Below are 19549 nucleotides of genomic sequence, written 5' to 3'. Positions count from 1 at the left end.
CCGCTCAGGCGCTGGCCTGTTTCAGGGCCAGCACCGCATTCAGCCCGCCAAAGGCGAATGAATTTGAAAGCGCCGCAGTCACCCGACTGTGGCGTTTTTCATTGGCCACATGGTCCAGATCGCAGTCCGGATCGGGCTGATCGAGGCCAAGGGTGGGCGCAATCACCCCCTGGCGCAGCGCCATGATCACCGCGAGCAGCTCAATCGCGCCACTGGCGCCGATGGCATGGCCATGCATCGCCTTGGTCGAGCTGACCAAAAGCCCCTCTGCCGCCGCGCCAAAGACCTGGCGGATCGCCGCCACCTCAATACGGTCATTGAGCCGGGTGCCGGTGCCATGCGCATTGATATAGCCGATCTCCCGGGGGGAAAGCTGCGCCTCGGCCAGGGCGAGCCGCATGGCGCTGGCCGCGCCCTCCACCGAAGGTGCCAGCAGATCCGCGGCATCGGCGCTCATGCCAAAACCGGCGATCTCGGCGAGGATCTCAGCGCCGCGCGTCCGGGCCCGCCCCTCTTCCTCCAGCACGAAAACCGCCGCGCCCTCGCCCATCACCATGCCGTTTCGGCTGGCCGAGAACGGCCGGCAGCCATCGGGCGACATGACCCGCAGCCCCTCCCAGGCTTTCAGCCCGCCAAACAGCAGCATCGCCTCGGAGCCGCCCGCCAGCATCGCCTCTGCATGGCCGTCACGGATCAGCCGGAACGCCTGGCCGATGGCATGGCTGGCGCTGGCACAGGCTGAGGAAACCGCGAATGTCGGGCCATGCAGCCCGTGGCGCATGGCGATATGCGAGGCGGCAGCATTGAGCATCAGCCGCGGCACGGTCAGCGGCGGCACCCGGTTTTTGCCCTGCTGAAACACCGCGCGGTAATTGTCTTCCCAGGTCGAGATCCCGCCTGCGGCCGAGCCGATGATCACCCCCGCGCCCACCCACGCGCCCTCACCCGCCATAGCGAGGGCCTCACCGGCCGCGACCAGGGCAAAGCGGGTGAAGCGGTCGTAAAGCCCCTGCTCGCGCTCGGAAAACCCCGCCTCCCAGGCCTGATCCTGCACCTGCGCGCCGATTTTCACCGCCAGCCGGTCCCCGTCGCGCAAATTCAGCGCCGAGATCCCCGGGCGCCCGGCCGCCATGGCCCGCCAGGTCTCGGGCACGCTCGTCGCCAGCGCATTCACACTGCCAGCGCCGGTAAGGACCACCCGCCTCACCCGCAGCGCTCCCGCGCGATCAGCGCATTGATACTGGCGATCACCGAGCCGAGGCTGGTCGGATCAAATCCGGCCTCATCCGGGCTGGCCCCGGCGGGATTGAAGGGGATAGAGATGTCGAACCATTCCTCCAGCGCGAAAATCAGCTCGACCACGGCAACGGAATCAAGGCCGAGATCGTCAAGCCGCGTCTGCGGCTGCAGCTGGCCCGGCTCAACCCCTGCCGCCCGGGCGATCAGTGCGGTGATATCCTCTGCCAGGCTCATGGCGCGCCCGTCCTGCAGCTTTCAGGCTTGCGTCTCATCAGCCGGCCCCGCGTTTTTCTCCAGCGCGGCAACCCTGGCGGCCAGACGCGGCAGACGGCGCAGATATTTCTGAATTTCGACATGGCTCTCCATCTTCACCGCCGGATAGCCCAGCAGCACCCGTCCGGCGGGCGCATTGGTAAAGACCTTGGTGCCGCCGCCGCAGATCACATCATCGCCGATGAAGATATTGTCATTGACCCCGACCTGACCGGCCAGAACCACCCGGCTGCCGATTTTCGAGGATCCGGCAATGCCGACCTGACCGCAGAGCAAAGTATCCTCGCCCACCTGCACATTATGGCCGATATGCACGAGGTTATCGAGTTTGGTGCCGCGCCCGATCACCGTGTCGCGGATCGTGCCGCGATCAATACAGCTGTTGCCACCGACCTCGACATCATCACCGATCAAAACTGCGCCGAGCGAATGGATCCGGGTCCAGCTCTGTTCGCGGATCGCCTCGCGCTGGCCGAGGGTCTGGCGGATTTCCTCGACCCCGGATTTCTCGGGCGTCACGAAGGAAAAGCCATCCGAGCCGATCACCGCCCCGGGCTGGGCGATGAAACGCGCGCCAATTTTCACCCGGGCGCCGATCCGCACGCCCTGGAGTAGCAGTGCATCCGCACCAAGCTGCGCCCCCTCAGCGATGCTGACATGGCTGGCGATCCGGGCGCGGGCGCCGATCTTCACCCCGGCCCCGATCACCACGAAAGGCGCGATCCGCGCGCCCTCGCCGATTTCCGCCGAAGGATCAATCACCGCCATCGGATGGATGCCATCGGGCAGCTCTGGCCCGGGATCGATCATGGTGGTCAGCCCGGCCATGGCCAGACGACCGCGCGGCGCGAAAATCGCCGCCTCCAGCCCCATGGCGCGCCAGTCTGCGCCCGGCCAGACCACCGCCGCTTTTGCCCCGCCCTTGGCAAGGCCATCGGCATAGCGCGGATCCATCGCCAGAGCCAGCTGATCGGGCTTTGCCGCCTGAGGTTCGGCCGCACCGCTGACCCGCAGCGAGAGATCGCCTTCGGCTTCGGCGCCGAGTGCTGTCGCAATGTCGCGGATGCTGTGGCTTTGCATAACCAATCCCTCTGTAAAAGCTGAGCTTTTGATTTTAATGCGAAACCGGCGCCGCGACCACCCCTGCCGCCTCTAGCGCCGACCAGAGCCGGGCATCACGGCCATAGACATCGCGGCGATAGCCGATCCGGCCTTTGCCCTCGGGATAGGCGGTGAAATAGACGATATGGATCGGCACTTTCACCTCAAGCTTTACCGGTGTTTCCTTGCCGCCCTTCAGCGTACTGTTGAATTCACGCTCAATCTCGGGGGCCTGGGTGCGAAACAGAGCATGCGCAAAATCAAAGGGATCAGCGAGGCGGATACAGCCATGGCTATAGGCGCGCTTGTCATGGGCAAACAGGTTTTTCGAAGGCGTATCATGCAGATAGATGTTGTACTTATTGGGGAACATGAACTTCACCTTGCCAAGCGCATTGCTGTCGCCGGGCGGCTGGCGCATGCCAAAGGGGAAGCTGCGCGCCGTATAGGCCGAGAAATTCACCGAGCCGCGTGAGAGCACCCGGCCATTGCGGTCAACCACCTGCATATGGCTCAGCGCATTGGGGTTGCGCTGCAGCAGCGGCAGATATTCCCCGACAATGATCGAGCGCGGCACCCCCCAGGAGGGGTTCACCACCATATGATTCATCATATCCGAGAATTCCGGGGTGCGCCTTTCCATATCCTCGCGCCCGATCACCGTGCGGGTGCGGAAGGTGACGCGGCCGTCATCGACAATCTCGGTGGTGAAATCGGGCAGGTTAACCCAGATCATCCGCCCCGAACGGTCGATATCCATCCAGCGCTCGCGTTCCATCGCCACCAGAACCGAGCGGATGCGGTCCTGCGGGCTCTTGTTGATCTCGGCAATCGTATCGCCCCCGGCCACGCCATCGGCGGGCAGTCCATGGGCGCGCTGGAAGCTCATCACCGCGCTCTGCACGGCACGGTCATAGACGGCCGTGGCGGTAGGTGCCAGATAACCCATCGCAATCAGACGGTTACGCAAAGCGAGGAAGCGCTCCCCCTGATCGCCCGGTTTCAGCGTATCGCCCGGCACCGCCGGCCCCCAGCCCTGCGTGGCGGCAATTTCCTCAAGCTCAAATTTCGCCCGCATCAGCTGGGCATAGATATCTGATCGCGGCAGAAGATCGCGCAGAACCTGCTCCGGATCGCCCTGTTCCATCGCCCGCAGCAACAACAGCGGATCCTTCCGGCTGATCTCGCGCACGATGGTGCTGTCAATCTCTGACGGGGTGAGCAGGCCCGAGCTGAGATCCCCGGCCCAGTCGAGATAGGCCCGGGTCAGTCTGGCCTCAATCCGCCCCACATCGCCCTCGGTGCGCACCGCACCAAGCGCGCGTCGCAGCCCGGCCAGATCATAGCGCGCCACCGGCAGGCCGTGATCGGGGGCCAGTTCCAGCGCCGCCAGCAGCGCGCTGCGCCGCGCCGTATCACTTGCCCCGGTCCAGAGCGGCCGGTAATCGCGGGCCTGATACCAGGCTGCGACCAGCTCATCCTGGCTGAGCGCGGCGGCCAGAGACTGGCTGAAGGGCAAAGAGGGCTGAGAATCGCTTTCGCGCGCCGCAGCCGGGCTCAGCGCCACCTGGCCGAGCAGCAGAGCGAGCAGGAAGGGAGCAGCCAGCCGTCTGAATGAGGCGCGATGGGCGAAAGACGAAACGGCGGCAGGCATTTTGACCTCGTCAACTACAGCGAAACAGTCCCGGGAGAAGAATTCAAGGATTCCCGGCGCCTGTCCATTCACATATGCGCCGAACCGGCTGGCTATGCGGTGAAATTGACGCCCTGGCCGAGCAATTTTCCCCTGTCGTTGCACCGCAGCAACGGCAGAAGTTTTCCACCAGTTCAGCAAAAATTTGCTTATCTGCCGTTGAATCCCGGAACCGGTGGTAATCTGTGCTTGGGCTTAGAATCGTGCTGTGTCATAAAACGGCAGCACCTCGGGACAGGTGTGGTGAACAGAAGCTGTCGGGTCAGGCAGTCAGCAGACGAAACGGGACAGGCAAATGACCGAAATCGCACAGAATCTTTTCTCGCGGCGCTCTCTCTTGCGCGCTTTCGCCGCGACCACACTCGTCGCAGCCCCCACCTATTCCAATGCCTTTGGCATTCTGAAGGGCGCTGGCGATATCCGCCGCATTCGCATGTATTCGGGCCGGACCGGCGAAAGCATGGATACGATCTACTGGATCGAAGGCAAATATATCGCGGAAGCGCTGAAGGAAGTGAACCATTTCATGCGCGACTGGCGCACCGGGGACGTCAAGCAGATGGATCCGCGCAATGTCGATATCATGGCCGCCGCGCATCGCCTGATGGATGTCTCTGAGCCCTATATGCTGCTCTCGGGTTACCGCAGTCCCAAAACCAATAATATGCTGCGCTCGCGTTCGGGCGGTGTGGCGAAAAACTCGCTGCATCTCGTCGGCCAGGCTGCCGATCTGCGGCTGAAATCGCGCTCGGTCAATCAGATGGCCAAAGCGGCCAGTGCCTGTGCCGCCGGCGGTGTGGGCCGCTATTCGCGCTCGGATTTCGTCCATATGGATTGCGGTGTTGTGCGCTCCTGGGGCGCCTGAGACAAGTCAGGAATTCTGACCGTTACACCTTTGATATCCATCGCCAGAGGCGCCCCTTCGCGGGCGCTTTTTGCTATTTCGCGCCCCCGGCTCCCCCGGCGCGGAAAGGCAATGAAAAAGGGCGGCACCCGCAGGCCCGCCCCCAATTCTCAGCCGCAATGCGCGCGCGCTTATTCCTCATCATCCCCGAGGTAATCGCGCGGATCGCCGTCAGGCGCGCTGCCGGCCCGGCTTCTGACGCCGCGAAAGCCCATAGCCACCACGAACTTCTCGGAACTGTCCGAACGGCTCGAGGCCGGTTTCACATTGGCCACTTTCGTGAAATTGCGCTTCAGCTCGGCCTGCATCTCATTCTCGGCGCCGCCCGCCAGAACCTTGGCGACAAAGGTGCCACCCTCTTCGAGCACATCATAGGCAAAGGACAAAGCCGCCTCGATCAGCGCCACGATGCGCAGGTGGTCGGTGGCCTTATGGCCCGATGAGGCCGCCGCCATATCCGACATCACCACATCAGCGCGCCCGCCCAGCCATTCCTTGACCAGGGCATCGGCATCCTCTGACAGGAAGTCGAGCTGATGCAGCTCGGCCCCGGCCAGCGGCTCCACCTCCTGCAGATCGACACCGATGATCCGGCCCTGGGGCTTTTTGGCGTTCTCGCCAAGCGCATTGATGCGCGGCACCGCAACCTGGCACCAGCCACCCGGTGCGCAGCCAAGATCGACCACCCGCGCGCCCGGCTTCAGGAAGCCATAGCGGTCATCAAGCTCCATAATCTTAAACGCGGCCCGGCCACGATAGCCCTCGCGTTTGGCACGCTGGACATAGGGATCATTCAGCTGCCGCTCGAGCCAGAGCGTCGAGGAGAGCTTGCGCCCCTTGGCAGTTTTCACCTTGACCCGCAGGTCACGCTGGCCACGGCCCGAAGTGTTTTTGCCAGTCGGTGTTTTACTCATATTCAGGGCCCTTCCTCAAGCACGCCATCGGCGCTCATCTGGGCGTATAACAGCCCTTCGCGCAGACCGCGATCCGCAACCGACAGCCGGTCGGTGGGCCAGATCCGCATCAGCGCCTGTAAAATAGCCGCGCCCGACATGATCAGCGTATGCCGGTCACGCCCGATGCGCGGATCGCTGCGCCGCCCGTCCGGGCCAAGCGCGAGATAATCGCGGATCACGCCGTCAATCTGGCCCGAGGTCATCTCGAGCCCGTCAACCTTGGCGCGGTCATAGCGTTTCAGCCCCAGCCAGGAGGCGGCCACCGTGGTCACCGTTCCCGAAGTGCCGATGATCTGAAAGCCCCGGCGCGGCCCCGGATTTTGATAGGGCGAAAAGCTGGCGAGGTTTTCCTCAAAGAACCAGGACATCAGCGCGAACCGCGCCGCATCATCCTCGACATCCTGGAACTGATCCTTCAGCGTCGCAACGCCCAGCTTGACCGATATCCAGTCGACCACCCGCGCCGATGGCCCCGCCCCCTGGGCGTTAAAGCCCATCCGCATCCGCATGATCGATTTCGCCCGCTCTTCGGGCGGCACTTCCGAGAGGTCGATCCAGACCAGCTCGGTCGAGCCGCCGCCGATATCGACCACCAGCAGCTGCTCGGTCTGCGGGCTGACCAGCGGCGCGCAGGAGACGACGGCAAGCCGCGCCTCCTCCTCGGGGGTGATAATCTCAAGGCTCATCCCGGTCTCACGCCGCACCTGGCGGATGAATTCGCGGGAATTGCGCGCGCGCCTGCAGGCCTCGGTCGCAACCAGGCGCATACGGGTGACCCCGCTTTTCTCGATTTTCTTCTGACAGATCCGCAGCGCCTGAATGGTGCGCGTCATCGAGGTCCGGCTCAGCCGTCCCGATGCTTCCAGTCCCGCGCCGAGCTGCACGGTTTTGGAAAAACTGTCCGTGACGGTAAACTGAGCGCCCGTCGGATGGGCGATCAGCATCCGGCACGAATTGGTGCCAAGGTCCAGCGCCGCATAAAGCGCGGGCCCCCGGCCTTCGGGGGGTGACGGAACACCGGAGCGGGACAGGGATCTGCCCTGCTCGACCGGAACCGGTGTCGCGTCCGCCCCCAGGGGACGCTCGGGCGCCATAGCCGCCCTCCATATGTGGTTGCCCTGAATGTAGCGGTGCGGCCCGGCGCTGACAAGGGCAGCCAGGGCGCCGGTCGCGGCCGGAAATCCCCCCGGGCCACGAGGGTAAAGCCAGCGCCCGGCCCTGCCGCCCGCCCGGCCCGGGCCCGCAGAGCAGGCCCTGGGGTTGCCCTGGTCGCGGATCGCGCCCACCATGTCGAAAATCGGCTTCGATGTGCTGTTTGCGACCTCTACACACAGAGGGGCAATCACTTGGGAATCGCCCTCGCCATGCCGGAAATCACCATCGTCTGCTGGCGGGACATTCCCGCTCAGGTCATTATCGGCAAAGGCCGCCGCGGGACGAAAGTCCAGCTTCCCGAGCGGTTTGAACAGGCGATTGACCGCTGCGCCATGAAGATCGGCGCCCGCGATTCCGACGCCTATCTTGCCGAATGGCGCAAGATCAGCCGCGGCGAGGCCGAGGGCGAGCCCGAAGAGCTGGCCAAAGCCACCGCCGCCGCGCTGGAGGCGGAATATGACGCCGAGAAGATCAGGGCGCTGATTGCCAGTGATGGCTGGGCCAGCCCGCCCGCTGACGCCTGATCCGAGATATGAAATCCTGTCTGAAGGAGCGCCTGATGGCCCTGTTTCCGTTCCGCAAATCTCCGGCGCCCACGACAGGATCTGCGGATCTTGAGGGCTTCCTGACCGGCTATTCGATCGAGGTGATGCCGCGCACCGCCGAAAAGGTCGAGGATTTCCGCGCCATTCTGCCCAAAGGCACCCGGGTCTATATCGCCCATATCGAGGGCACTCCGGTTGAGGAAATGGTCGCCACCGCAAAGCGCATCGGCGCGGAAGGCTTTGATGTGATGCCGCATTTCCCGGCGCGTATCATCAAAGACAAGACCACGCTGCAAGACTGGATCCTGCGCTATAAAGATGTGGGCGTTGAACAGGCGCTCTTGCTGGCGGGCGGTGTTGCCCTGCCGCATGGTGATTTCGCCACCTCGATGCAGCTGCTGGAAACCGGCGCTTTTGATGGCTTTAAGCGGCTGCATGTGGCCGGTCACCCCGAGGGCAACCGCGATATCGACCCCGATGGCTCGGATAGGATGGTCATGGAAGCGGCGCGCTGGAAATCGGCCTTTGCCGAGCGCACAGATGCGAAAATGGCCATGGCCACGCAATTCTGCTTTGACGCCGCCCCGGTGATCGCCTGGACCGACCGGCTCCGGGCCGAGGGCGTGCATCTGCCGGTGCATATCGGCATCGCCGGCCCGGCCAAGCTGCAGACCCTGATCAAATTCGCCATCGCCTGCGGCGTCGGCCCCTCGCTGAAAGTGCTGCAGAAACGCGCGCTCGACGTGACCAAACTGCTCTTGCCCTATGAGCCGGGCGAAGTGCTGGCCGCCCTGGCCGCCCATAAAGCCGCCCATCCCGGCTTTGGCATCGAGCAGGTGCATTTCTTCCCGCTGGGCGGGATCAAGACCAATGCCGAATGGGTGACCGCCAATGGCGGCCTTGCCGGAAAACCGGCCCGCGCGGCCTGATCACAGCTTTATAAACAGGTTTAAGAATGACCCGCACCGTTATTGAATCTAAAACAAAAACTGTGATCATCGGCTTTGACGAGCCCTTCTGCGTCATCGGCGAGCGTATCAACCCCACCGGGCGCAAAAAACTGGCAGCCGAGCTGGAAGCGGGCAATTTTGACACTGTGGTCAAAGACGCGCTGGAACAGGTCGCCTGCGGTGCCACCGTGCTCGATATCAACTCGGGCGCGGTCTTCACCAATATGATGGCCAAAGATCCGCGCTATGCCGATAATAACTTTGTCGAGCCGCCGCTGATGAAAGCGCTGATCGAAATCGTGCAGCAGACCGTCGATGTGCCGCTTTGCATCGACAGCTCGGTCCCGGGCGCGCTGGAGGCGGGCCTGCAGGCCTGCGAGGGCCGCCCGCTGCTGAATTCGGTCACCGGCGAGGAAGAGCGGCTCGAGCTGGTTCTGCCGCTGGTCAAAAAATATAATGTGCCGGTGGTGGCGATCTCAAACGATGACACCGGCATCTCGCCCGATCCGGAAGTGCGCTTCAATGTGGCGAAGAAAATCGTGCAGCGCGCCGCCGATTTCGGCATTCCGGCGCATGATATCGTGGTCGATCCGCTGGTGATGCCGATCGGGGCCATGGGCACGGCGGGCCAGCAGGTCTTTACCCTGGTGCGCCGCCTGCGCGATGAGCTCGGCGTGAACACCACCTGTGGCGCCTCGAATATCTCCTTCGGTCTGCCACACCGCCATGGCATCAACGGGGCCTTCCTGCCGATGGCGATCTGCGCCGGCATGACTTCGGCGATCATGAACCCGGTGCGCCAGCAGGAGATGGAGGCGATCCGCGCCGCCAATTTCCTGATGAATCACGATCCGAATGGCGGCGAATGGATCCGCTTCTCGAAAGTGGTTGAGGCGGTCGAGGCAGGTTCGAGCTTCTCCGAAGCCTCGGCAGCGGCGGCGCTGATGGCGGCAGGCGGGCGGCGCGGCGGGCGGCGCGCCCGGGGCTGATCCCAGGCCGCCCCCGGTGGCTTTAATCTGACCCCATGGCGCGCAGGGATTTCCCGCGCGCCATCGGCAGTTCGGCGGTCTCAAGCCAGGTCAGCACATGTAAAGTGTCGAGCTGCCGGTCGCGTACCGCATGATCGGAAATCCGCGCCCCAAGGCTGAGATAAAACCGCAAAAGCGGTGGCAGAGCGGCCGGATCGGGCGTGACGCCCGGGCCCGGCGCCGCGAATTCGACCCGCTCTGCTGCGGGATGGTGTGGCAAAACCAGCTGCCGCCCCCCTGCCAGCACCGCCAGCGCGGCCCGATGCGGCTCCGGCTCGCCGCCGGTGAAAGAGGCGCAGCCAAAAAGCCGCGTCACGCCCTCTCCCCCGGCGATCCGGCTCAGCGCCGCCCAGGCCAGACGCAAAGCCTCCCAGGCCTCGGGCGCGGCCGGGGCGAGGCAGAGCCGGCCAATTTCCAGCGCCGCCCCCGGCAGGGCCAGCAGCGGCCGCAGATCATAGAATTCAGCGCTGTAGCTCTGCGCCGGAGCCGCGCCCCCGCGCAGGACCATCAGCCGCAGGCAGAGCAGCAGCCGACCATCACGCCCCTCGACCAGCAGATGACGGCAGCGCGCATCGAAAGCATCAGCCTGGCCCGCCAGCGCCGGAAAAGCCTGATCGCGCAGGCTGCGCCGCCGCGCCATATCCATCGGATCTGCAGCATATCGCGCCACCAGCCCGCCCCGGGCCAGCAGAATTTGGGATGGATCAAAGCTCATGCGCGCCCTCCCCCTCGACTTTCAGCCAATGCTGCCTAGATTCGGCGTAACATCTCCGGCCCCAATGCGAAAGGCAGACCGTGATGAGCAAAATCGTGAAAACAGATGCGGAATGGCGCGAACAGCTCTCTGATCTCGCCTATCAGGTGACCCGCAAACATGCGACCGAGCGCCCCTTCAGCCATGATGATTTCCCCGAAGGTGAAGGCATTTATCACTGTATCGGCTGTGGCGCGCCCCTGTTTGCCTCGGAAGAGCGCTACGATTCCGGCTGTGGCTGGCCGGCTTTCACCGCACCTCTCGCCGCCGAAAGCGTCGAGGGCAGCGAGGACCGCAGCCATGGCATGCTGCGCACCGAGGTGCATTGCGCCCGCTGCGAGGCGCATCTGGGCCATGTCTTCCCCGACGGCCCGCGCGAGCGCGGCGGGCTGCGCTATTGTATCAATGGCGTCGCGCTGGACTTTGCCCCCGGGGAAGATCAGGCGAAGTAAGCCGCGCGTGCGCCGGGCCTTGCGATAAGCTGCACCGGCAAAGAACAGAACAAGGCCGGTCTCCTGCGCGGGACCGGCCTTTGTCATTGCAGCGCTGCCGGGGCACGCGATCAGCCGCCAAGCAGGCTGGCCCAATCGACAGGGCCCGGCTTGCCCGGAGGCTGGCCGATAAAGCCAGCCCCCCTGATCCTGGCTCGGGTCACAGGGCGCGACACTCCGGTGTAGCAAAAAGGCCGGCCCCTGCGGGGACCGGCCTTTGTCATTGCAGCGCTTCGGGGACGCGCGGCCCCCGGGGCGCGGGATCAGCCGCCGAGCAGGCTGCCCGCATCGATACGGCCCACATTGCCCAGCAGCTGGCCGATGAAGCTTACGCCCTTGATCGTGGTTTCTGTCACGCGGCGCGACAGTTCGATCACGCGGCCATCCTCCAGCCCGTAGCGGCCGATATTCGAGACCGTCCCGGCCTCGGTGAAATTGATCACCACCACCTGGCGGCTCACCTCTTTCGGCTCGCGCGGGCCGTAATGTTCAAAGCGGCTCTGGACATAGAACCAGCCGACATCATTGAGCAGGCCCTGGGCCGAGGGCCGACCTACTTTTTCCGCCACGCTTTCGCGGTTGTCCTTGCCGACCTGGATCTGCGCCAGCTCCACCTCATCGGGAACATAGCCGTGATTGCGGGTGATTGTGGCACAGGCCGCAATCAGCAGCACAAGTCCAAAGGCCGCGAGGCGCAGCGCCATACCCGTCTTGCCTGCCATCTGTGCCCCGTCGCTCTGATCGCTTTTCATTTCCGGCCCTCGGCTTCCCTCAGGAAACCAGCTTGACCCTTGCGCCTTGGGATAGCAGATGCAACGCCCAGAGTTCAAGGATGGAGGCGGGCCAATACGCGGCTTCGCCCCCAGCCACCGCCGCAGCCTTTTATCAGCCGGAGCCCCGTCATGACCAAGTCCGGATCCCGTCCGCCCGCCCAGGCCCCGCAGACCAGCCGCCCCGAGGATGCCGATGCGCCACAGTGGCGGTCTGCGGCGCTGTCGCATCGCAAGCCCACGCGCTTTCACTGGCGCCCCGATGCCGCCACCCGCAAGGCCCTGGCCCGCGACCTTGATCTGATCGCGGTGGAAAGCCTGTCTTTGCAGGGCGAAATCACCCCCGAGGGCCGCGCCGATTTCCGCATGGAGGCCATGCTTGAGGCCCGGGTGACCCAGGCCTGCGTCATCACCCTCGCCCCGGTTCCCGGCGTGATCCGCGAGCCGGTGCTGCGCCGCTTTCTGAGCGAATGGAAAGACCCCGAGGGCGAAGAGGCCGAGATGCCCGAGGATGACAGCGCCGAGCCTATGCCCGAAGTCATTGATCTTGCTGTGATCGGCGAAGAAGCGCTCAGTCTTGCTCTGCCACCCTATCCACGCGCCGCCGGAGCCGAGCTTGGCGAGAGCGTTCATAGCGAATCTGGCACCACGCCTTTGCGCGATGAAGATCTGCGGCCATTTGCAGGGCTTGCCAGCCTGATGAAAAAGAGCGACAAGCCCGACAGCGAACCTGATCCGCAGCCGGAAGAAAAAGGCTGAGAATAGGGCTTGCACCTTTGTGGAAAGCGGGTATTTTCCGCGCCTCATTCAAGCCTGTAAAATGGCCTCCCGAGTCACGCTTCGAGACCAAGGTCCGATAGCTGACAAAAGAGACATATTACACATCAGGGGGCCTCGCCCCCGCCAACAAAACAGGGGCTTGTCCCCGTTACAAGCCCCGAGGTTGAGACATGGCAGTCCCTCAGAACCGAGTTACGAAATCGCGTCGCAATATGCGTCGTGCACATGATGCGCTCTCGGCCGCAAACCCCAACGAGTGCAACAACTGCGGCGAGCTGAAGCGCCCGCACCACGTTTGCCCGTCCTGCGGCCATTACGACTCGAAAGAAGTCGTGGCAGTTTCGCGCGAAGTCGATATCGACGAAGACGCGGCATAAGCCGGCTTCCGGCGGCGCTTCTGAACATGCAGAGCCTTAACACCTCGCCTGTTACCAGTGGCGCCGCTGCGCGAATCACGATTTCTGTCGACGCCATGGGTGGCGACAAAGGGCCGGCGGTTGTTGTCGCCGGCCTTGTCGATTCGATACGTCAGCGGCCTGATCTGGATATTCTTCTGCACGGCGATCAAGCCCTGCTGCAGCCCCTGCTCGAGCGTGAGCCCGGGCTGAAGGGCCGGGTTACCCTGCGCCACGCCCCGGGTGTGGTGACGATGGAGGATAAGCCGGCGCAGGTCATGCGACATGGCCAGGACACTTCGATGTGGGCCACGATTGATTCGGTGCGCGATGGCGCGGCGGCGGCGGCGGTTTCCTGCGGCAATACCGGCGCGCTGATGGCGGTGTCGATGATCCGGCTGCGCAAGCTGCCCGGCATCAACCGCCCGGCTATTGCCTGCCTCTGGCCCTCGCGCAATCCCGGTGAATTCAATGTCATGCTCGACGTTGGCGCCGATGTGAAAGCCGATCCTTCCGATCTTTTACAATATGCAGTCATGGGTTCGGCCTATGCTGCCAATGGTCTCTCGATCGCGCGCCCCCGCGTGGGCCTGCTGAATGTCGGCACCGAAGAGCATAAGGGCCGCGCCGAGCTGAAAGAGGCCAATGAGCTGCTCGCCCGCGAGGCGGATCGCGGCGGTTTCCAGCATATGGGCTTTGTTGAGGGCTCAGATATTCCCGGCGCCAGTGTCGATGTGATCGTCACCGATGGCTTTACCGGCAATGTGGCGCTGAAGACCGGCGAAGGCACCGCCAGACTGGTGGCCGAGCGGCTGAAAGAAAGCTTCACCTCCGGCCTGCTGGCCAAGATCGGGGCGCTGCTGGCCCTGCCCGCCCTGAAGCGGTTCCAGAAGCGCATCGATCCGCGCCGCGCCAATGGCGGGGTGTTCCTTGGTCTGCGCGGCACGGTGGTCAAATCACATGGCGGCTCGGATGCCACCGGCATTGCCGCGGCAATCGGCCTTGCCTATCAGCTGGCGCTCTCCGGCCTGACCGAAGGCATCGCCGCCCGGCTTGCATCCATTGCGGCTGCGGGGCAGGATGCGCCCCTCATGGCACCAGGTGACAGCGCCGGTGCCGGCATAAAAGGCGGTTCTACCGAATGACGTTGCGCGCGGTTGTTACAGGTGTCGGACATTATCTTCCCGAGCGGATCGTTCCGAATGCCGAATTCGAACAGCGGATTGACACTTCGGACGAATGGATCCGCACCCGCTCAGGGATCGAGCGCCGCCATTTCGCCGCCGAAGGCGAGCTGACCTCGGATCTGGCCTGCAAGGCCGCACAGGCGGCGCTGGCCAGAGCCGGGCTGCAGCCTGATGCGATCGACGCCATCGTTCTGGCCACCTCGACCCCGGATCTGACCTTCCCTTCCGTTGCCACTATGGTCCAGGCCAAGCTTGGCATGACGCGTGGCTTTGCCTTTGACGTCCAGGCGGTCTGCGCCGGTTTCGCTTTCGCGCTGGCCAATGCCAATGCGCTGATCCTCGCGGGTCAGGCACAGCGGGTGCTGGTGATTGGCGCCGAGACCTTCTCGCGGCTGATGGACTGGGAGGACCGCGCGACCAGCGTCTTGTTCGGCGATGGCGCCGGGGCGCTGGTGCTGGAAGCGCGCGAGGGCAAGGGCGATGCCAGCGACCGCGGCATCCTCGCCACCGATCTGAATTCCGACGGCCGTTTCCGCGACCTGCTCTATGTCGATGGTGGCACCTCGACCGGCACCACCGGCCATCTGCGCATGGAGGGCAAAGAGGTGTTCCGCCATGCGGTCGAGAAACTGGCCGCCACCGCCCATGCCGCGCTCGATAAGATTGGGCTGAGCGGCGAGGATGTCGACTGGATCGTGCCGCATCAGGCCAATATCCGCATCATCGAAGCCACCGCCAAGCGCATGAAAGTGCCGATGGAGCGGGTGGTGGTGACGGTGCAGGATCACGGCAATACCTCTGCCGCATCGATTCCTCTGGCGCTTTCGGTCGGTCATGAACGCGGCCAGATCAAAGAGGGCGACCTGCTGGTTGCCGAGGCCATTGGCGGCGGTCTGGCCTGGGGTTCGGTGGTTCTGCGCTGGTAACCCCTGGCCTCCCGGCAAAACCGGGCCTTAATTGCCACCTGCAAGTCTTTGATATTGACAAAGCAATTGCTGATTCAGCATCCTTTCAGCGACGCCACGTCCTGGGGGAACCGAACCATGAGTGAGACGACACTTACCCGGATGGATCTGACTGAGGCGGTTTTCCGCGAAGTCGGGCTCAGCCGCAATGAATCCGCCGATCTGGTCGAGGCCGTGCTGCAGCATATGTCTGACGCCCTCGTCGCCGGTGAGACGGTGAAAATTTCATCCTTCGGCACTTTCTCGGTCCGTGCCAAATCGGCCCGGGTCGGCCGCAATCCGAAAACCGGCGATGAAGTTCCGATCAGCCCGCGCCGCGTGCTGACCTTCCGCCCCTCTCATCTGATGAAAGACCGCGTCGCCGCAGGCGCCGCCGGTTAAAGCGTGAATGTCCAAGTCGCCTGACGCCTTTCGCACCATCTCTGAGGTTGCCGAGGCACTTGATACGCCAGCCCATGTGCTGCGGTTCTGGGAAACCCGGTTTCCTCAGATCAGGCCCGTCAAACGGGCCGGAGGGCGGCGCTATTACCGCCCTTCCGATCTTGCCTTGCTCGCCGGGATCAGACGCCTGTTGCATGATCAGGGCATGACGATCCGCGGCGTGCAGAAACTGCTGCGCGAACAGGGCATCCGTTATGTCGCGGAACAGGCCGGGATCGGCCCCGAGGGGCTTTACGAGCCTGATCTGAGCGCGATTGCCGCCTATGCCGGCGATGTGCCACCGCTCAGCCCGGAGGGCGAGATTGACGCGGATGCCTATGACGACGAGATCCGGCGCGAGCGCCCCGATGCCGGGCCGCCGGTTGCCATGGGCCTGCACCAGCCCGCGCCCGATACGGATGCCGGTGCCGATGCCACGCCGCCCGCAGAGCCAGCCCCTTCTGCCACGCCTGCCGGGGCCGAGGTGATCAGCTTTCCGGGTGATCAGAGCCGGGCCCCCGCCCTGGACGAGGCCGCCGAAGACCCCGCGCCGCAGCAGGCTATTATGCCCGGCCTCACGCCAGCCGGGGCGGATGAGGAAGGACCGGAGCTGATCGAAGCTGACCAGGACAGCGGCAATCCCGATGCGGCGCCAGGGCCGGAGCTGACCGAAGCCGCGGAAGTGGCGGCCAGAGCAGAGCCTGAAACTGCGGCCGCAGCCGAAACGACACCGGAGCCGGAACCCGAGGCGGACAGCCTGCCCGATCCGGCAGCGCCAGCCATGCCGGCGGAAGAAGATGAAGAGATCGAGGCCCCCTTTGCCTTTGATGTCGAAGCGGAGACTGACATGGCCGGACCTGCCGAAGTAACCCCCCTGTTCCGGCCCCACAGCCGCCCCGAAGCGAGCCTGCCGCAGCAAAGCACCCTCGCCGCCCGGCTGCGCGCGATTCCCCCTGGCCAGCTTTCAGCACAGCGCGAAGAACTGCAGGCCTACAGCGCCCTGATCCGCGAGCTGCAGCAGCGCCTCACCCGGTCGCAGCAGAGCCTGTAAAAACTGAGGAAATCCTGCCTGCTGTAAATTATTCAATCTGATGTGCAGTTTAGCGCTTGCGCCCGCCGTCAGATAGGCTATTGAAACGCTCATGTGTCGGGCCGTAGCGCAGCCTGGTTAGCGCGTCCGTCTGGGGGGCGGGAGGTCGTGAGTTCGAATCTCACCGGCCCGACCATTGAGAAACCGCCCGCCTGCCCTGTGCAGCGCGGGCGTTTTTCATTCTGCCGTACCCGGCCCCCACAGGGGCCCCGACCCGCCGCCGCCTTGCCTGACCAACAGCCGGAGATCAAAGCCAATGACAGTCCAGGGTGTTTTGCCGGATCACGCCATTCGCGCGCTGATCGAAAGCGGGGCTTTGCGCGCCGAACCGGCGGTTACCGACGCCCAGATCCAGCCTGCCAGCCTCGATCTGCGCCTTGGCAGCCATGCCTGGCGGGTCCGCGCCTCTTTCCTCGCCGGCGAGGGCCGCAGCGTCGAATCGCGGATTGCGGAATTCGGTATGCACCGGATTGATCTGACCGAGGGTGCGGTGCTGGAAAAGGGCTGCGTCTATATCATCCCGCTGGCCGAAAGCCTGGCGCTGCCGCCGGGGGTGACCGCGGTGGCCAATGCCAAAAGCTCGACCGGGCGTCTCGATCTGCTGACCCGCACCATCACCGATGGCGGCAGCGAATTTGACCGTATCGCCGCGGGCTATCACGGCCCGCTTTATGCCGAGGTCTGCCCGCGCTCGTTCTCGGTGCTCTTGCGCGCCGGGCAAAGGCTGAACCAGATCCGCTTCCGCCAGGGCGAGGCCCGGCTCTCGGACGCTGATCTGACCGCGCTTCACGCCGAAGTGCCGCTGGTCGATGGCAGACCGCTGATCTCGGAAGGGCTCGGCTTCTCGGTCGATCTGCGCCCGCAGGGCACCAGCCTCGTCGGCTACCGCGCCAAACCCCATACCGGGGTGATCGATATCGACCGCATCGCCCATTATCCGGCCCGCGAATTCTGGGAAGAGCTGCACAGCGAGGATGGCCGCATCATCCTGGATCCCGGCGCCTTCTATATCCTCGTCTCGCGTGAGGCGGTGACCATCCCCCCCGATCATGCCGCTGAAATGGCGCCCTATCTGGCGATGGCGGGCGAATTCCGCGTCCATTACGCCGGTTTCTTCGATCCGGGCTTCGGCCATTCCTCGGCCGGGGGCGCTGGTTCGCGTGGCGTGCTGGAAGTGCGCTGCCATGAGGCGCCTTTCGTGCTCGAGCACGGCCAGGTGGTCGGACGCCTCGTCTATGAGCGTATGGCGGCTTTGCCCGAGCGCCTCTATGGGGCCGATCTGAAATCGAATTATCAGGGCCAGGGGCTGAAACTCGCCAAGCAGTTCCGCTGACAGTCGGCCCCTCTCAGATATAAAAAGGCGCGCGGATCGCCCCCCGCGCGCCTTTTCTTTTGTCTCACGCCTGAGCCGTTATTCGGTGAACAGCTCGCTCTGATCGGTTTCGGCCTCTTCGGGCTCCTCCGCATCGGGATCGGGAATGCCGAGGCCCGGCATCGGCCGGTTCTCGAGCAGGCCCGCCGCGCGCAGCTCTTTCAGCCCCGGCAGATCGCGCGAGGATTCAAGGCCGAAATGATCCAGAAATTCCTCGGTCACCACGAAAGTCACCGGGCGGCCCGGCGTCATGCGGCGGCGGCCAAAGCGGATCCAGTCCATTTCCATCAGCTGATCAATCGTGCCGCGCGACAGCGCCACGCCGCGGATTTCTTCCACCTCGGCCCGGGTCACCGGCTGATGATAGGCGACAATCGCCAGCGTCTCGATCGCCGCGCGCGAGAGCTTGCGGCTCTCAACCGTCTCGCGCACCATCAGATGGCCAAGATCGCCCGCCGTGCGCATCGCCCAGGCCTCGCCAATATGGACCAGGTTCACCCCCCGGCCCTCATAGCGCCTTTGCAGATAGGCAAGCGCTTCCAGCGGGTTACAGCCATGCGGCAGGCGTTTTTCCAGCTCACGCAGCGTGACCGGCTCGGCTGAGGCAAAGAGAATGGCCTCAACCATCCGCTCCTGCTCGCCCATCGGCGGCGCGTCAAACAGGCTTTCTTCGACAGCCGGGTTCATAGATCTTCCTCTGCGCGGCGGATCTGGATCGGGGCGAAAGTCTCGCCCTGACGCAGCTGCAACTGACCGCTTTTCACCATTTCAAGCACGGCGGCAAAATGCGCCGCAGTGGCCGAGCGCCGCGCCATTGGCGTCGCATTCCAGCCCTCGGGCATAAAGCCCGAGAGATCGGCCCATTCACCGACATAGCCCAGCAGCCCGCGCATCCGCTCCAGCGCCTGTTCCATCGTGAAGATATTCTCACGATCCATGACAAAGGGCCGGAATTCGGCTTTGGTCTGAATCCTGGCATAGGCCCGCATCAGATCCAGCAGCGAGGCATCCCAGGAGACTTTGCGCTGCAGGCTGACGCTTTCGGGCTGGCCGCGCACAAAGAAATCGCGGCCCTTCTGATCACGCGCCATCAGCCGCGCCGCCGCCTCGCGCATCGCCGAGAGCCGTTCCAGCTGGAACGAGAGATGCGCGGCGAGGTCTTGGGCCGAGGGCCCGGTATCGCCTGGCTCGGCGGGCAGCAGCAGACGCGATTTCAAAAAGGCCAGCCAGGCCGCCATCACCAGATAATCTGCGGCAAGTTCGATGCGTAACTTTGCGGCCTGGTTGACGAATTTCAGATATTGCTCGGCCAGTTCCAGCACCGAGATTTTGCGCAGATCGACCTTCTGGCTGCGCGACAGCGTCAGCAAAAGGTCGAGCGGCCCTTCAAAACCATCGACATCGATGATCAGCGCTTCGGCCGCAAGACGCGCGGCGGGGTCCAGCTGATCGGGGACAGACCAGTCAGCGGCAAGCGGCGC

22 protein-coding genes and 1 tRNA gene are annotated in these 19549 nt (G+C 64.2%); 13 read left to right on the top strand and 10 right to left on the bottom strand.

The features are described 5' to 3' along the window. Window positions 1-4: 4 nt before the first annotated feature. The 4 genes from H0485_RS04750 to H0485_RS04735 are packed head-to-tail and all read right to left on the bottom strand — an operon-like array spanning window position 5 to window position 4267. Window positions 5-1207 carry a beta-ketoacyl-[acyl-carrier-protein] synthase family protein gene (locus H0485_RS04750; RefSeq protein ID WP_226934210.1) on the bottom strand — a complete coding sequence of 401 codons (1203 nt, stop codon included), beginning with the start codon at window positions 1205-1207 and terminating at the stop codon, window positions 5-7. Next, window positions 1204-1473: an acyl carrier protein gene (locus tag H0485_RS04745; protein ID WP_226934209.1), complete on the bottom strand. Its 270-nt coding sequence runs from the start codon at window positions 1471-1473 to the stop codon at window positions 1204-1206. The genes H0485_RS04750 and H0485_RS04745 overlap by 4 nt, the downstream gene beginning before the upstream one ends. A 21-nt stretch (window positions 1474-1494) precedes the next feature. After that, complete coding sequence (lpxD, locus tag H0485_RS04740) at window positions 1495-2592, bottom strand: UDP-3-O-(3-hydroxymyristoyl)glucosamine N-acyltransferase (protein WP_226934208.1); 1098 nt, start codon at window positions 2590-2592, stop codon at window positions 1495-1497. 34 nt (window positions 2593-2626) lie between these two features. Next, on the bottom strand, window positions 2627-4267 hold the full coding sequence (locus tag H0485_RS04735; protein WP_226934207.1) for a L,D-transpeptidase family protein: 1641 nt from the start codon (window positions 4265-4267) through the stop codon (window positions 2627-2629). 334 nt (window positions 4268-4601) lie between these two features. Between H0485_RS04735 and mepK the strand changes: the two genes are divergently transcribed. Next, on the top strand, window positions 4602-5171 hold the full coding sequence (gene mepK, locus H0485_RS04730; RefSeq protein WP_226934206.1) for a peptidoglycan L,D-endopeptidase MepK: 570 nt from the start codon (window positions 4602-4604) through the stop codon (window positions 5169-5171). Between the two features lie 170 nt (window positions 5172-5341). Here the strand turns inward: mepK and H0485_RS04725 are convergent, their stop codons facing one another. Both H0485_RS04725 and H0485_RS04720 read right to left on the bottom strand, forming a co-directional pair. Next, window positions 5342-6124, bottom strand: coding sequence for an RlmE family RNA methyltransferase (locus tag H0485_RS04725; RefSeq protein WP_226934205.1), 783 nt, complete (start codon window positions 6122-6124; stop codon window positions 5342-5344). 2 nt (window positions 6125-6126) lie between these two features. Beyond that, on the bottom strand, window positions 6127-7260 hold the full coding sequence (locus H0485_RS04720; protein WP_226934204.1) for a Ppx/GppA phosphatase family protein: 1134 nt from the start codon (window positions 7258-7260) through the stop codon (window positions 6127-6129). 270 nt (window positions 7261-7530) lie between these two features. Here H0485_RS04720 and H0485_RS04715 point away from each other — a divergent pair, with 270 nt between their 5' ends. The 3 genes from H0485_RS04715 to H0485_RS04705 are packed head-to-tail and all read left to right on the top strand — an operon-like array spanning window position 7531 to window position 9805. Then, on the top strand, window positions 7531-7845 hold the full coding sequence (locus H0485_RS04715) for a virulence factor (protein ID WP_226934306.1): 315 nt from the start codon (window positions 7531-7533) through the stop codon (window positions 7843-7845). Window positions 7846-7880: 35 nt separating this feature from the next. After that, window positions 7881-8795: a methylenetetrahydrofolate reductase gene (locus H0485_RS04710; protein ID WP_226934203.1), complete on the top strand. Its 915-nt coding sequence runs from the start codon at window positions 7881-7883 to the stop codon at window positions 8793-8795. Between the two features lie 26 nt (window positions 8796-8821). Beyond that, window positions 8822-9805 (top strand): methyltetrahydrofolate cobalamin methyltransferase, encoded by a 984-nt coding sequence (locus H0485_RS04705; RefSeq protein WP_226934202.1) that lies wholly within the window; start codon window positions 8822-8824, stop codon window positions 9803-9805. A gap of 22 nt (window positions 9806-9827) precedes the next feature. On the opposite strand, the gene H0485_RS04700 is transcribed toward H0485_RS04705, so the two are convergent. Then, window positions 9828-10559, bottom strand: a complete 732-nt coding sequence (locus H0485_RS04700; protein WP_226934201.1) for a GNAT family N-acyltransferase — start codon at window positions 10557-10559, stop codon at window positions 9828-9830. Between the two features lie 83 nt (window positions 10560-10642). Here H0485_RS04700 and msrB point away from each other — a divergent pair, with 83 nt between their 5' ends. Further along, complete coding sequence (gene msrB / locus H0485_RS04695; RefSeq protein WP_226934200.1) at window positions 10643-11050, top strand: peptide-methionine (R)-S-oxide reductase MsrB; 408 nt, start codon at window positions 10643-10645, stop codon at window positions 11048-11050. 302 nt (window positions 11051-11352) lie between these two features. On the opposite strand, the gene H0485_RS04690 is transcribed toward msrB, so the two are convergent. Next, on the bottom strand, window positions 11353-11841 hold the full coding sequence (locus H0485_RS04690; protein WP_435531476.1) for an outer membrane protein assembly factor BamE: 489 nt from the start codon (window positions 11839-11841) through the stop codon (window positions 11353-11355). 150 nt (window positions 11842-11991) lie between these two features. Between H0485_RS04690 and H0485_RS04685 the strand changes: the two genes are divergently transcribed. The 8 genes from H0485_RS04685 to H0485_RS04650 all read left to right on the top strand — a co-directional run bounded on the left by H0485_RS04685 (window position 11992) and on the right by H0485_RS04650 (window position 18029). Beyond that, window positions 11992-12618: a YceD family protein gene (locus H0485_RS04685; protein WP_226934199.1), complete on the top strand. Its 627-nt coding sequence runs from the start codon at window positions 11992-11994 to the stop codon at window positions 12616-12618. A 191-nt stretch (window positions 12619-12809) separates the two neighbouring features. After that, window positions 12810-13016, top strand: a complete 207-nt coding sequence (gene rpmF, locus H0485_RS04680; RefSeq protein WP_226934198.1) for a 50S ribosomal protein L32 — start codon at window positions 12810-12812, stop codon at window positions 13014-13016. 26 nt (window positions 13017-13042) lie between these two features. After that, window positions 13043-14179 carry a phosphate acyltransferase PlsX gene (plsX, locus tag H0485_RS04675; protein WP_226934197.1) on the top strand — a complete coding sequence of 379 codons (1137 nt, stop codon included), beginning with the start codon at window positions 13043-13045 and terminating at the stop codon, window positions 14177-14179. Then, window positions 14176-15147: a beta-ketoacyl-ACP synthase III gene (locus H0485_RS04670; protein ID WP_226934196.1), complete on the top strand. Its 972-nt coding sequence runs from the start codon at window positions 14176-14178 to the stop codon at window positions 15145-15147. Before plsX ends, H0485_RS04670 begins: the two co-directional genes overlap by 4 nt. A 117-nt stretch (window positions 15148-15264) precedes the next feature. Continuing rightward, window positions 15265-15567 carry an integration host factor subunit alpha gene (gene ihfA, locus H0485_RS04665; protein WP_226934195.1) on the top strand — a complete coding sequence of 101 codons (303 nt, stop codon included), beginning with the start codon at window positions 15265-15267 and terminating at the stop codon, window positions 15565-15567. A gap of 7 nt (window positions 15568-15574) precedes the next feature. Further along, window positions 15575-16657 carry a MerR family transcriptional regulator gene (locus tag H0485_RS04660; protein ID WP_226934194.1) on the top strand — a complete coding sequence of 361 codons (1083 nt, stop codon included), beginning with the start codon at window positions 15575-15577 and terminating at the stop codon, window positions 16655-16657. 97 nt (window positions 16658-16754) lie between these two features. Beyond that, window positions 16755-16832, top strand: a tRNA-Pro gene (locus H0485_RS04655). Between the two features lie 120 nt (window positions 16833-16952). Then, entirely contained in the window at window positions 16953-18029 is a 1077-nt protein-coding gene (locus H0485_RS04650) for a 2'-deoxycytidine 5'-triphosphate deaminase (protein ID WP_226934193.1), read from the top strand. Window positions 18030-18107: 78 nt separating this feature from the next. Here H0485_RS04650 and scpB read toward each other — a convergent pair whose 3' ends face one another. Then, complete coding sequence (gene scpB / locus H0485_RS04645) at window positions 18108-18755, bottom strand: SMC-Scp complex subunit ScpB (protein WP_226934192.1); 648 nt, start codon at window positions 18753-18755, stop codon at window positions 18108-18110. After that, the gene (locus tag H0485_RS04640) at window positions 18752-19513 is read right to left on the bottom strand and encodes a segregation and condensation protein A (RefSeq protein ID WP_226934304.1); all 762 of its coding nucleotides are present in this window, start codon (window positions 19511-19513) and stop codon (window positions 18752-18754) included. Before H0485_RS04640 ends, scpB begins: the two co-directional genes overlap by 4 nt. Between the last annotated feature and the right edge of the window lie 36 nt (window positions 19514-19549).

Source organism: Pseudogemmobacter faecipullorum (assembly GCF_020539525.1).
GTDB classification, from domain to species: Bacteria; Pseudomonadota; Alphaproteobacteria; order Rhodobacterales; family Rhodobacteraceae; genus Pseudogemmobacter; species Pseudogemmobacter faecipullorum.
The sequence above is the reverse complement of the archived record's forward strand: the minus strand, read 5'-3'. Positions and strand labels throughout refer to the sequence as shown.